Annotated in this window: 8 protein-coding genes and 5 tRNA genes; 7 read left to right on the forward strand and 6 right to left on the reverse strand. The window is 57.5% G+C overall.

Going from position 1 to position 13,059, the window contains the following annotated elements:
- The first annotated feature begins 87 nt into the window (after positions 1-87).
- The gene (locus tag WMO44_RS04510; RefSeq protein WP_435387727.1) at positions 88-4,341 is read left to right on the forward strand and encodes a PolC-type DNA polymerase III; all 4,254 of its coding nucleotides are present in this window, start codon (positions 88-90) and stop codon (positions 4,339-4,341) included.
- A gap of 93 nt (positions 4,342-4,434) precedes the next feature.
- Here the strand turns inward: WMO44_RS04510 and WMO44_RS04515 are convergent, their stop codons facing one another.
- Positions 4,435-6,129 carry a DAK2 domain-containing protein gene (locus WMO44_RS04515; protein WP_097779764.1) on the reverse strand — a complete coding sequence of 565 codons (1,695 nt, stop codon included), beginning with the start codon at positions 6,127-6,129 and terminating at the stop codon, positions 4,435-4,437.
- Positions 6,130-6,184: 55 nt separating this feature from the next.
- Positions 6,185-6,535 carry an Asp23/Gls24 family envelope stress response protein gene (locus WMO44_RS04520; RefSeq protein ID WP_055185180.1) on the reverse strand — a complete coding sequence of 117 codons (351 nt, stop codon included), beginning with the start codon at positions 6,533-6,535 and terminating at the stop codon, positions 6,185-6,187.
- A 501-nt stretch (positions 6,536-7,036) separates the two neighbouring features.
- Here WMO44_RS04520 and WMO44_RS04525 point away from each other — a divergent pair.
- Complete coding sequence (locus WMO44_RS04525) at positions 7,037-7,492, forward strand: CBS domain-containing protein (protein WP_055185182.1); 456 nt, start codon at positions 7,037-7,039, stop codon at positions 7,490-7,492.
- A gap of 201 nt (positions 7,493-7,693) precedes the next feature.
- Here the strand turns inward: WMO44_RS04525 and gltA are convergent, their stop codons facing one another.
- Together gltA and WMO44_RS04535 are read right to left on the reverse strand one after the other, a co-directional pair.
- Positions 7,694-9,088, reverse strand: a complete 1,395-nt coding sequence (gene gltA, locus WMO44_RS04530) for an NADPH-dependent glutamate synthase (RefSeq protein WP_117930158.1) — start codon at positions 9,086-9,088, stop codon at positions 7,694-7,696.
- Position 9,089: 1 nt separating this feature from the next.
- Complete coding sequence (locus WMO44_RS04535; RefSeq protein ID WP_005923953.1) at positions 9,090-9,935, reverse strand: sulfide/dihydroorotate dehydrogenase-like FAD/NAD-binding protein; 846 nt, start codon at positions 9,933-9,935, stop codon at positions 9,090-9,092.
- Between the two features lie 330 nt (positions 9,936-10,265).
- Between WMO44_RS04535 and WMO44_RS04540 the strand changes: the two genes are divergently transcribed.
- From WMO44_RS04540 to WMO44_RS04560, 5 genes are all read left to right on the forward strand, one after another.
- Positions 10,266-10,341: transfer RNA gene (locus WMO44_RS04540), tRNA-Gly, on the forward strand.
- Positions 10,342-10,346: 5 nt separating this feature from the next.
- A tRNA-Val gene (locus tag WMO44_RS04545) sits at positions 10,347-10,422 on the forward strand.
- 3 nt (positions 10,423-10,425) lie between these two features.
- Positions 10,426-10,499: transfer RNA gene (locus WMO44_RS04550), tRNA-Asp, on the forward strand.
- A 5-nt stretch (positions 10,500-10,504) separates the two neighbouring features.
- Positions 10,505-10,580 (forward strand) — tRNA-Phe (locus WMO44_RS04555).
- A gap of 166 nt (positions 10,581-10,746) precedes the next feature.
- Positions 10,747-10,822, forward strand: a tRNA-Gly gene (locus WMO44_RS04560).
- 166 nt (positions 10,823-10,988) lie between these two features.
- Here the strand turns inward: WMO44_RS04560 and WMO44_RS04565 are convergent.
- Together WMO44_RS04565 and WMO44_RS04570 are read right to left on the reverse strand one after the other, a co-directional pair.
- Positions 10,989-11,915: an AEC family transporter gene (locus tag WMO44_RS04565; protein ID WP_349151888.1), complete on the reverse strand. Its 927-nt coding sequence runs from the start codon at positions 11,913-11,915 to the stop codon at positions 10,989-10,991.
- Between the two features lie 121 nt (positions 11,916-12,036).
- Positions 12,037-13,026 (reverse strand): nucleoid-associated protein, encoded by a 990-nt coding sequence (locus WMO44_RS04570; RefSeq protein ID WP_097783645.1) that lies wholly within the window; start codon positions 13,024-13,026, stop codon positions 12,037-12,039.
- Positions 13,027-13,059 lie beyond the last annotated feature (33 nt).

The raw sequence follows: 13,059 nt of genomic DNA on the forward strand, positions 1-13,059 counted from the left end.
CGGGTGCGGCAGTTTGTGTTGTAAAGAACCCACCAAAAAGGAGTACCATTTGTGAAACCACTTGTTTCCCAGCTGTGGCCGCAGTTTATGGCGGACCCGGATTTTGCGGCCTGTTTCGGGCAGGTGATCGTGGAGCACGCCCGGATGCTGCGGCAGGACCGGCAGGTCGAGTTTACCCTGCGCAGCGCCGCCCCGCTGGATCAGAACCTCTGCGCCCGGCTGCTGGCTTCCCTGCAGCCGGACTATGAAGGCTTTGAACTGAAGATCAAAAACCTGTTCGGCTATACCATGCTGGACGAGCACGCTTTGCGCACCCTGCTGGAGGACATGAAGCGGGACGGTGTGCCCATCAACGGCTTTCTGGACAGGAGCAGCATTACCATCACCGGGCAGAACATCACGGTGGGGGTGTGCCACGGTACAAAGTTTTTGCAGGAGATGGGCTTTGAGGAACTGCTTGCCAAGCGCATTGCCGAGCACACCGGCGTTACCCCAAAGGTGACGCTGCAAAGCGCGGTGACTGCGGCCGAGCAGCAGCAGATGGAAGAAAAGCTGGAGCGCAAGATCGCACCGCCGGTGGTCAAGTTTGAGAAAAAGAACACCGCACCGTCTATCAAGGTGGAGGGACTCAACCTTACCGACAAGCCGGTCACCATCTTCCACGGCAAAATGTTCACCCCCAAAAACCTTACTCCCCTCAAGGACTTGGGCGGCGAGGGCGGCAAGTGCATGATCTGGGGCGATGTGTTCTTTACCGAGGTCAAGGGCAACTACCGCAAGATCTATACTGTGTCCATCACAGACTATACCGGTTCTATCAACCTGAAAGTCCGCGCACAGGAAGGGGAGGACTGCTCCAAGTGGGAGGGCATCGGCAAGGGCAGCACGGTCATTGTGCGGGGCGACTGCTCCTACGATAAATACGAGCACGACTACATCGTGTACCCCTACGATGTGCTGATCGTGGAGCGCAAAAAGCGAGAGGATACCGCCCCGGAAAAGCGGGTGGAGCTGCATCTGCACACCAAGCTTTCCAGCATGGACGGCTTCTGCGACCCCGGCGGCATCGTCAAGCTGGCGCACCGCATGGGACACCCCGCCATTGCCATCACCGACCACGGCGTGTGTCAGGGCTACCCGGAAGCCATGCTGGCAGCCGATGACATCCACAAAAAGGACCCGAATTTCAAACTCATCTACGGGTGTGAAGCCTATTTTGTGGACGACATGGTGCCCTGCGTCTATGGCGTAAAGGATCAGCCGCTGGACGGCGAGTTCTGCGTGTTCGATACCGAGACCACCGGTCTTGACCCCGGGGTAGAGTATCTTACCGAGATTGGCGCGGTCATCATCCGCAATGGCGAGGTGGTGGAGGAGTTTGATACCTTCGTCAAGCCCGGCAAGCCCATCACCCCCAAGATCACCGAGCTGACCGGCATCACCAACGAGATGGTAGCGGATGCCCCCAGTGAAAAGGAGGCGCTGGAAGCTTTCCTTGCCTTTGCCGGCGACCGCATTCTGGTGGGTCACAACGTCCACGCTTTTGATATGCGCTTTCTGCGGGCAGCTGCTAAGCGCAGCGGCATCAAGCTGGAGCCTACCTATATCGACACCCTGACCATGGCGCAGACCATGTACCCCGGTCTGCACAACTATAAACAGGGCACTATCAACAAGCATCTGGAGCTGCCCACCTATGAGGCGCACCGCGCCTGCGAGGACTCCGCTGCACTGGGACGCATTTTCTGCGTGATGCTGAACGACTTAGCGGAAAAAGAGGTAACCAAGGTCAGCGAGATCAACACCGGTCTGGGTGGCAACCGCGAGGTGCTGAAAAAGAAGTACTACCACCTCATCATTCTGGTCAAAAACCAGATGGGACTGAAGAACCTGTACAAGATCGTCAGCGAGGCACACGTCAACTACTTCTTCAAAAAGCCCCGCGTGCCCCGCAGCCTGCTGAACAAGTACCGTGACGGCCTGCTGCTCACCAGTGCCTGTGAGGCAGGCGAGTTGTACCGCGCCATCGTGGACGGCACCAGCTATGAGGAGTTGAAAAAGATCGCCGCCTACTATGATATCCTTGAGATCCAGCCGCTGGGCAACAACGCCTATATGGTGCGGGACGGCAAGGTGGACAGCGAGGAGCGGATCAAGGAGTTCAACCGCACCGTCATCAAGCTGGGCGAGGATCTACACAAGCCGGTCATCGCCACCGGAGACGTGCACTTTACCGAGCCGGAGGATGCGATCTACCGCGCCGTATTGCAGGCGGGCAACGGCTTTAAGGATGCCGACAACCAGCCGCCGCTGTTCTTCCGCACCACGCAGGATATGCTGGCGCAGTTCTACTATCTGCCCAAGGAAAAGGCCTACGAGGTGGTGGTAAAGAACCCTCGCAAGATCGCCGCCATGATCGACAATAATGTGCGTGCCATCCCCCGGGGCACCTACCCGCCCAGCATCGAGGGCGCAGAGCAGCAGCTGCGCGATGCCACATGGGAGCACGCCAAGCGGGATTACGGCGACCCCTTGCCTGAGATCGTGGAAAAGCGGCTGCAAAAGGAGCTGGATTCCATCTGCGGCCACGGCTACGCGGTTCTATACGTCATTGCGGTCAAGCTGGTGGCCTACTCCAATGCGGGCGGCTATCAGGTAGGCAGCCGTGGTTCTGTCGGCTCCTCTGCCGTGGCGCACTTTTCCGGCATCTCGGAGGTGAACAGTCTGCCGCCCCACTACCGCTGCCCCAAGTGCAAGCACAGCGAGTTTATCACTGACGGCAGCGTGGACGATGGCTTTGACCTGCCGGACAAAAACTGCCCCCAGTGCGGCACCCGGATGCTGGTGGACGGCCATGACATCCCCTTTGAGACCTTCCTCGGCTTCTACGGCGATAAGGAACCGGATATCGACCTGAACTTCTCCGGCGAGTACCAGTCCAACGTGCACCGCTACACCGAGGAACTGTTCGGCAAGGCCAACGTGTTCAAGGCCGGTACGGTGTCCGGTATTCAGGATAAAACGGCCTACGGCTACGTTAAAAAATATCTGGACGAACGGCAGCGCACCGTCAATCACGCCGAGGAAAACCGCCTGACGCTGGGCTGCACCGGCGTCAAGCGCACCACCGGCCAGCACCCCGGCGGCATGGTGGTCGTGCCGGACACCTACGAGATCTACGATTTCTGCCCCATCCAGCACCCGGCGGATGACGTGGCGGGCGGTCTGCTGACCACCCACTTCGAGTTCAAGTATTTGCACGACACCCTGCTCAAGCTGGACGAACTGGGCCACGATATGCCCACCTTCTACAAGTATTTTGAGGAATACACCGGCATCTCGGTGGACAGCATCCCTATGAACGACCCCAAGGTGTACAGCCTGCTGACCAGCCCGGAAGCACTTGGCGTGACCCCGGAGCAGATCGACAGCCAGACCGGCACCTTCGGCATCCCGGAAATGGGCACGAACTTTGTGCGCGGAATGTTGGTGGAAGCACGGCCTAAGAATTTCTCGGAGTTGATCCAGATCTCCGGTCTGTCCCACGGCACGGACGTGTGGACGGGCAACGCGGACGAGCTGATCCGCAGCGGCACCTGCACCATTGCAGAGGTCATCGGCTGCCGTGACAGCATCATGCTGTACCTGCTGCGCAAGGGGCTGGAACCCAAGATGGCCTTTGATATCATGGAGGCTGTGCGTAAGGGCAAGGTGGCCAAGGGCGGCTTCCAGCCGGGCTGGGAGGAAGCCATGCGGGAGCATGAGGTGCCGGACTGGTACATCGAGAGCTGCCGCAAGATTAAGTATATGTTCCCCAAGGCCCATGCTGTGGCCTACCTGATGAGCGCTATCCGCCTGATGTGGTACAAAATCTACAAGCCTCAGGCCTTCTATGCGGTGTACTTTACCGTGCGCGGCGATGATATCGACTACGAAGCCGCCATTGGCGGTGCTGCCGTGGCGCGCGCCCACATGGAGGCGGTCAAGCGCCGTCTGAAAGAGGAAAAGAACGCCAAGGACGAGGACGTGCTGGTCAGCTTGCAGCTGGTCAACGAGATGCTGAGCCGTGGGTACGAGTTTTTGCCCATCGAACTGGGCAAGAGCCGCGGTTCCAAGTATGTGGTGGAGGACGACAAGGTGCGTCTGCCCTTCAGCGCCCTGAAGGGTCTCGGCGGTGCAGCCGCCGAGGCGCTGGAGCGTGTGACCATCCACGGAGAGGAGTATATCTCGGTGGAGGAACTGCAGCAGGCTTCCGGTGTGGGCAGCAGCATTCTGGATCGTCTGCGTCAGGTGGGTGCACTGGGCGACCTGCCCGAAAGCAGTCAGGTAAGCTTTTTCTAAAACAGTCATAAAACAAAAAATCTCCGCGCTGGGTGTGATTACCCAATGCGGAGATTTTTGTTTGCAGTGATACAGATCAGAGCAGGGGAGCACTTACTCCACGCTGATCATATAGTAGTAAACAGGCTGGCCGCCGCGGATGTGGCTTACCTCCACATGGTTGGGGCACTTTGCCTTGACGATCTCGGTAACCTTTTCGGCATCCTCGTCGCTCACGTCACAGCCGGAAATAATGGTGACAAAGCTGGAATCCTTCTTGCACATATTGCGTGCCAGACGGTAGGTGGCCTTGGTGATATCGGTGGAGGTGGAAACGATCTTGCCGTTCTCCAGCGCCATGATCTCGCCTTTGCGGATGCGCTTGCCGTCGTACTCGCTGTCGCGGGCGGCGTAGGTGATCAGACCGGTGGACACCTTGTCGGCAGCAGCCATCATGTTGATGGTGTTGGTCTCGGCGTTCACAGAGGGGTCAAAGTTCAGCAGTGCGGTAATGCCCATGGGCACGGTGCGGGTGGGCAGCACCACCACCTGACGGTCGGCCAGCTTCTGTGCCTGCTCGGCAGCCATAATGATGTTCTTGTTGTTGGGCAGCACGAACACGGTCTTGGCAGGTACGCTCTGGATAGCTGCCAGAATGTCCTCGGTGGAGGGGTTCATGGTCTGACCACCGGACACCACAGCGTCTGCTGCCAGATCGGTGAACACAGCCTTCAGGCCCTCACCGGCGGCAACAGCCACAAAGCCGTAGTCGCGACTGGGGTCCACGGCAGCATAGATGAACTCGCTGGCCTGAGAGGGAGCCTTCTCGGCAGAAGCCTGCTTTTCAAGGCTCTTGCCCTGCTTCTGGCGGGCAAGGAACTGCTCGTGCATATTCTCGATCTTGAAGTTGGTCAGATAGCCGTACTTGATGGCTTCGCTCAGAATCTTGCCGGGGTCGGCGGTGTGAACGTGCAGGTTGATGACATCATCATCCTCAATGCAGACCACGCTGTCGCCGTTGGACTCTGCAAAGGCGCGCATCTTGGCGGCGCTGGCACCCTCGTACTTATTGATGAGGAACTGGGTGCAGTAGCCGTTGGTAATGTCCTCCACCTTCATCAGGTCGTCGGTGAACACGCCCTTACCGGCATTTTCAGTGGACAGCTTTGCCTTGTTGGGGGAAGCCTCGCCGCCGGCAATCATGTCCTCGCCGTGGAACACCTTGCCCATGCCCTCAAAGATGACCATAATGCCCTGACCGCCTGCATCTACAACGCCGGCCTTCTTCAGCACGGGCAGCAGGTTGGGGGTGTCCTCCAGTGCCTTCTGACCGGCAGTCAGCACCACGTCCCACAGGGCGGGCACATCGGCGGCATCGCTGGCGGCAGCTTCCTCAGAGGCCACGCGTGCAACGGTCAGGATAGTGCCCTCGGTGGGCTTCATCACGGCCTTGTAAGCGCCCTCAACACCCTTCTGCAGGGCAGCCACGATATCGGCAGCGTCAGCCTCTTTTTTGCCCTCCAGCGCCTTGGAGAAGCCGCGGAACAGCAGGCTGGTGATAACACCGGAGTTGCCGCGCGCACCGCGCAGCATGGCAGAAGCAGCAGTCTTGGCAGCCTCGCCCACGGTGCAGCTGTCGTCCAGAGCTTCCAGCTCACGCACGGCAGCGCCCACGGTCATGCCCATGTTGGTGCCGGTGTCGCCATCGGGCACGGGGAAAACGTTCAGCTCGTCCACGCGGGAACGCTGGTTGTTGATGTTGTTGGCGCCGGAAATGATGGCGTCGCGCAGGATCTTACCAGAAATCATTGTTTTTACTCCTTAGTATCTGGCCGGAAAATCCCGGCTCGGGTTTGCAGACAAATCAGGCGATGACGTCATCCACGGACACCACCACGCGGGCGACCTTCAGCCCGGTGGCCTGCTCCACCTCGTCCTTGACGCGGTGGGAGATGCTGCGGGCGGCAGTGGAAATGTTCAGACCGTAGCTGACAGCAATGTGCAGCTCGATGACCAGACGCCCATTCTGCTGGGTCACGCGCACACCCTTTTCCGGGTAATCGGAACCGTATACCATGCTTTTCACAGCGTCAGTCATATTACGGGGAGCCATGGCAGCAACGCCGTAGCACTGTTTGGTGGCTTCACCCACCAGGGTGGAAAAATACCCATCAGTAAAGCTGACATTCCCAAGCGGGAAACGGGAAGTGATCATAGTCGCTCTGCTCCTTTATGTTATTTTTCATAAAAATACACGCAAGGGTCGGGGGCGTTGGCTGCGCAAAACGAAGCTTGCCTCAGATAAACACCCACCCTATTATACAACTTTGCACCGTGGTTGTACAGTTCAAATTGTTGGATTTACCGCTTTTTGCCCTCTTTTTGCATGGTTTTTGTAAAGAAAAAAGTCTGGCTGTACCCGACACCCCTCGCGCTGCTTTGCGCAGTGGGCGTGGTATGCTGAAGGCAGGCTGTGCGGAACCCATCAAAACGGAAAGTATGACAAATAAAGAAAAACAATCTGTGAATAAATTATAAAAGCTTCCTTGTCTGGCTTTCTTTGTCTATGAAAAAGTGCTAAAATAGAAACAGAGAGGGAAAGGGGCTGCCAGCCCCCTTTTCCCATGATACTTCCCGGAATACGCCGGACGCACGGCACATTGGCAGACCGTTCCAACAGGCATTGCCTGCAAAAAATGCGATAGGAGTTGTTGGCATGAACATTCTCTTTTTTCTTTCCCCAAAGCAGGATCTGATGTACGTTTACGATGACTTTACCCTCCGGCAGACGCTGGAAAAGTGGGAAAACAACCGCTACGCCTCCATTCCGGTGCTGAACCGCAAGGGCGAATATGTGGGCACCCTGACCGAAGGCGATATCCTGTGGGGACTGAAAAAATACCATGGTCTGGATCTGGAAGCGGCCGAGGACATTCCCATCTCAGAGTTTGCGCATAAGCGGGACTACAAAGCCGTCACGGTGACCACCAGCATGGATGAACTGGTGGAAGCCGCCATGAACCAGAACTTCGTCCCGGTGGTGGATGACCGGGGCATTTTCATCGGCATTGTGCGGCGGCAGGCCATCATCCGCTACTGCTACGATAAATCCCGTAAGATTGAAATGACCCGCACCGGCCGCCCCGTAAAGGAGCTTGCCAGCGTACATTAAAACAGATGCCGTATTTGGCTGTGTCCTTCCCATGAAAATTTAAGCCCGGAAAGTCCGCAGACTTTCCGGGCTTATTCTTCAAAATAGGGTTTCCACTAATTATGCCCAGAGCGCAAGCGGCGGGCATTTAAAAAAACTTTTACACGGAACGAGGGCGCTGCACATTTACCGTGCAGCGCCCTCGTTGTTTATGCTATTTGCTTACTTATTACGGATGTACTCGTCCATGGCCTTTGCAGCTGCCTTACCGGCACCCATGGCCTTGATGACGGTAGCAGCACCGGTCACGGCGTCGCCGCCGGCGTACACGCCGTCGCGGCTGGTCTTGCCCTCGTCGCCCTCGGTCACGATGCAGCCGTGCTTGTTGGTCTCCAGACCCGGGGTGGTGGAACGGATCAGCGGGTTGGGGCTGGTGCCCAGGCTCATGATCACAGTATCCACCTCCAGCTCAAACTCGCTGCCCTGCTTTTCAATGGGACGGCGGCGGCCGGAAGCGTCCGGCTCACCCAGTTCCATCTCGATGCAGGTCATGGAGTGTACAAAGCCGTCTTCGTCCGGGTGGATGGCAACGGGGTTGCACAGGGTCTTGAAGATGATGCCCTCTTCCTCGGCGTGCTCCACCTCTTCCTTACGGGCGGGCAGCTCAGCCATGCCGCGGCGGTAAACGATGTACACGCTCTCGGCACCCAGACGCAGGGCGCTGCGGGCAGCGTCCATAGCCACGTTGCCGCCGCCCACAACGGCAACCTTCTTGCCGGTGCGGATGGGGGTCTTGCTGGTGGGCAGGTAAGCCTTCATCAGATTGGAGCGGGTCAAAAACTCGTTGGCAGAGTACACGCCTTTCAAGCTCTCGCCGGGGATGTTCATGAAGCGGGGCAGACCGGCACCGGAACCTACGAACACGGCCTCATAGCCGTACTCGCCCATCAACTCGTCAATGGTCAGCACCTTGCCGATGACCATGTTGCACTCAAAATCCACGCCCATCTTCTTCAGGCCGTCGATCTCCTGCTGGACGATGGCCTTGGGCAGACGGAACTCGGGGATGCCGTACATCAGCACACCGCCTGCAACGTGCAGAGCCTCGTAAACGGTGACCTTGTAGCCCAGCTTTGCCAGATCGCCTGCAGCGGTCAGACCGGCAGGGCCAGCGCCGATGATGGCAACCTTATGGCCGTTCCATTCGGGTACGATGGGTGCGGTGTGCACGTTCTCGCGGTGCCAGTCGGCAACAAAGCGCTCCAGACGGCCAATGGCCACCGGCTCATTCTTGATGCCGCGGGTGCACTTGCCCTCGCACTGGCTCTCCTGCGGGCAGACACGACCACAGACAGCAGGCAGGGAAGAGGAGCGGTTGATCACCTGATAGGCGGCCTCAAAGTCGCCCTCGGCAACATGGGCGATAAACTCCGGGATGTCGATGCCCACGGGGCAGCCGGACTGGCAGGGCTTGTTCTTGCAGCCGATGCAGCGCTTGGCCTCGTTCACAGCCATCTCGGCGGTGTAGCCAAGAGCCACTTCTTTAAAGTTCTTATTGCGGACGTTGGGGTCCTGCGTGGGCATGGGGCACTTTTTGGGATCCATATTGAAAGCCATTTTACATTCCCTCCTGAGTCTTGAACAGGTTGCAGGCTGCCTCACGGGCGTGTGCCTCAAACGGGCGGTACATGGTGCCGCGTGCCATTGCCTCGTCAAAATCCACCAGATCGCCGTCAAAGTCGGGGCCGTCCACGCAGGCGAACTTGGTCTGACCGCCCACGGTCAGGCGGCAGCCGCCGCACATACCGGTGCCGTCGATCATAATGGGGTTCATGGAAACGATGCTCTTCAGGCCGTGCTTCTGGCAGGTCTTGACCACAAACTTCATCATGATCAGCGGGCCGATGGTGATGACCAGATCGTACTGGTTGCCGGCAGCCACCAGCTCGTCCAGCGCAGCGGTGACCACGCCCTTGGTGCCGTAGCTGCCGTCATCGGTCATGATGCGCAGCTCGTCGCTGCAGGCGTTGAACTCGTCCTCAAGGATCAGCAGATCCTTGTTGCGGAAGCCGACCACGCTGTGCACCACACAGCCCTGATCGTGCAGTTCCTTGGCAATGGGCAGTGCAATGGCGCAGCCTACGCCGCCGCCCACAACGCACACCTTCTTCAGACCCTCGGTCTCGGTGGCGCGACCCAACGGGCCGACAAAATCGTGGACACAATCGCCTGCGTTCAGGCTGTTCAGCTCCATGGTGGTACCGCCCACGATCTGGAAGATGATATCTACGGTGCCCTTTTCGCGGTCGTAACCGGCCACGGTCAGGGGGATACGCTCGCTGTCCTCAAACGGACGTACAATGATGAACTGACCCGGCTTTGCCTTTTTGGCAATCAGCGGGGCTTCAATGACCATCTTTGTCACGGTGGGGTTCAGCGCGACCTTTTCAGTGATCTTATACATTGCGTTAGCTCCTTTTTGCTGGCAATTCCTTTTTCTTTTCTATAAATGGAAGCTGCATCCGCGCGGGTGCATTTTCCGTTTGACAAAGCGTCCTCTTTATTATAATAGTTTGTGAAATAGAAAGCAACTGTATTTTGCCCGTACACACAGCCGCGCGAAATAGAGCGAAAAGGGGGAGTGCAATCGCCGTATGAAAAATAAAAAGAACGTACCAGAGTTAAAAGACATTCTTTTTCAAAAAAATGTAATTTTGTGGTTGACAACTGCCGGAGTGTGCGGTATAATAACCATCGTCGCCGGACAACAGACCGGCAAAAACAAATGGAATGTGCGGCCGTAGCTCATCTGGTAGAGCGCCACCTTGCCAAGGTGGAGGTAGCGAGTTCGAGCCTCGTCGGCCGCTCCATATGTGGAAGTTTAGCTCAGCTGGGAGAGCATCTGCCTTACAAGCAGAGGGTCAGCGGTTCGAGCCCGTTAACTTCCACCATATGGCCCGGTAGCTCAGTTGGTTAGAGCACCAGCCTGTCACGCTGGGGGTCGTCGGTTCGAGCCCGATCCGGGTCGTATTTGCCTCTGTAGCTCAGTCGGTAGAGCAGGGGACTGAAAATCCCCGTGTCATTGGTTCGATTCCGATCGGAGGCACCACGTCGAAAGTCCTGTCATTCATCGGGAAGTCTTGCAGGCAAGACTTCTGTGATGAATACCAGATTTTCTCCTTTTCCCCACAAAATCTTGCTTTGCAAGCTTTCGCGGGGACCCCGAAATTCGCAAGAATCGCTCGGGAGGGTGCAGGGATAAATGCACCGGATATGCGGCCGTAGCTCATCTGGTAGAGCGCCACCTTGCCAAGGTGGAGGTAGCGAGTTCGAGCCTCGTCGGCCGCTCCAATACGAAGCCATCGTTGATGCAGAAATGCAAAAGCGATGGCTTTTTTGTTTTGTGTGGCAATGGTCGAAAATGATCTCCGCTTGCCAAAGCAAAGAGCCGCCGTACAACACGATGCACGACGGCTCTCCTTACAATATAAATATAGCGGCACCGCCGCAGGACGTCTTACATCACCATGGTGATGATCAGCGCACACAGCGGCAGGGTGACGATGCTGAGCAGGGTGGTCAGCACCACGCTTCCGGCGGCAAAGTGCTCATCGTGGCCGAACTGCACCGCAAATACCGAGGTGATGGCGGCAGCCGGGCAGCATTCCAGCAGCGTGACCACCTGTGCGGCAGTGCCGTGGAAGCCCAGCACCCCGAACAGTGCCAGCGTAGCCGCCGGGATCAGCAGCATACGCACGGAGGCAAGCTTCCAGATGTGCTTGTCGGTCACGATGCTGCGCACGTCACCGGCGGCGATCAGCATCCCGGTGATGAGCATGGACAGCGGGGTGTTCACCCCGGCCAGCAGTTCCAGCGGCTGGGAGATCAGGGCAGGCAGTGGGATCTGCAGCAGATAGATGCCCAAGCCCACCACAATGGCATATAGTACCGGGGTGCGCACCAGACTGCGGGCAACCTCCTTTACGCTGGAGCCGCCGCTGACAAGACCGTAGCCCAGCGTCCACAGCAGAATGTTGAACACGGTAACGTAGGCACTGGCATACAAAAGACCCTCGGAGCCGAACAGCGCCGAAATGAGCGGGAAGCCCATGTACGCTGCGTTAGAAAAAATGCAGGCAAACCGGAAAATGGGCATCCGGCTGTCGGTCTTGCGTACCGTGAGCAGCAGGGTGATCACGGTGCCCAGCAGCACGGACAGAATGCTCATACCAAAAGCTGCCAGCAGATTGTGCAAGATCTGGGCGCTGAACTCCATGCGGTAAGAGTTTACCACCATGGCTGGCACAATGATGTACACCAGCAGATTGGAAAGCGCCTGTTTGTTTTCCAACTTGAGCACACCGGTCTTGACCGCCACCATGCCTGTGCCGATCAGCAGGAACAAGACCGCAACCTGCTGTGCAGTAATAAGAGCCAGTTCCATTGTATAGTCCTCCTCTAAGGCTATAACGCGTATACCACGAAAGATACAACACAGGTATAGCACAAAACCCTGCGGATAGCAAGGCTAAACGCAGGGTTTTACAAGATTTTGCTGTTACAGCTTACAAAATGACATTTTTGATCAGCAGGGAGATGCTGCCGTCATCAGCGTGCAGGAATTCTACCTCGGATTCGGCGTTCAACAGCTCGGTGGGGATCTTTACCTCAATGCCGTTGGCGGTGCGCAGGCTGCGGCTTTCCATCCGGCGGATGCGGGCAGGGGTCACGGTCACCGGCTGGGCGGCGCTGTCAATGATGTCGCTCTTTTCCACATAGTCGTCAAAGGGCACGGCGGCGAGAGGATATTCCTCTTCCAGCTGCTGGCGCACCTGCTGGATGGACACCTGATTGTCGTTGTCGGCGGCCTGATTGGCGATCATCATGGCCACCTGTGCCTCCACATGGGGCGTTTCGGCGTAGTTTTCCTGCACAGCCTGCACGGCGGCTTCCTGAATGGCCTGCAGCTTTTTCTTTTCCGGCTGAGCGGTGGTGTACTGGAACACCACGGTGGAGAGATAAAACTCCTTATGGCCGTCAATATCATACTTCTTTTCCAGCAGCCGCATGGAGTAATCGGTCAGGTCTACCAGTGCGCCCTCCTCCACCTTGCCGCTCTGGGTGGGCAGGCAGGCGCGCTGCTGGATAATGGAGTTCACCGGCGCACCCTCCACGGTCTCCGTATAGTGGGTGTAGCCGTTTTTGTAGTTCAGCTTCAGAATGCCCAGCCACGGCGCGCCGTCCCGGGTGAAATCCACCACGGCAAGGTCTGCCCCGGGGATGGTGGTGTGGGCGTGCATATAGTCGAACAGCACCCCGGCAATGCGGCAGGAAAGGTCCACAAAGTCCTGATTGTGCTCCAGCTCATTTTTAAAGGCCGAATCCGGCAGCGGGCGGCACTGGCGGATGTCGTCGCTGGCCAGCAGCTTTTCAATGTGGTTCTGCAGGTAGGCGTTTTTTTCGGCGGTCAGTTCCATGGGCCCGCCGCTGAGCACCGGCGCATCCATGGTGGTATCCAGAACGTGCAGAATGGCCTGATGAATGATGATCTCCATTGTTGCTCCTCATTTCGTGACGTAGTGTTTGCG

The organism is Faecalibacterium tardum (genome assembly GCF_040096515.1).
In the GTDB taxonomy this organism is placed as follows: Bacteria; Bacillota; Clostridia; order Oscillospirales; family Ruminococcaceae; genus Faecalibacterium; species Faecalibacterium tardum.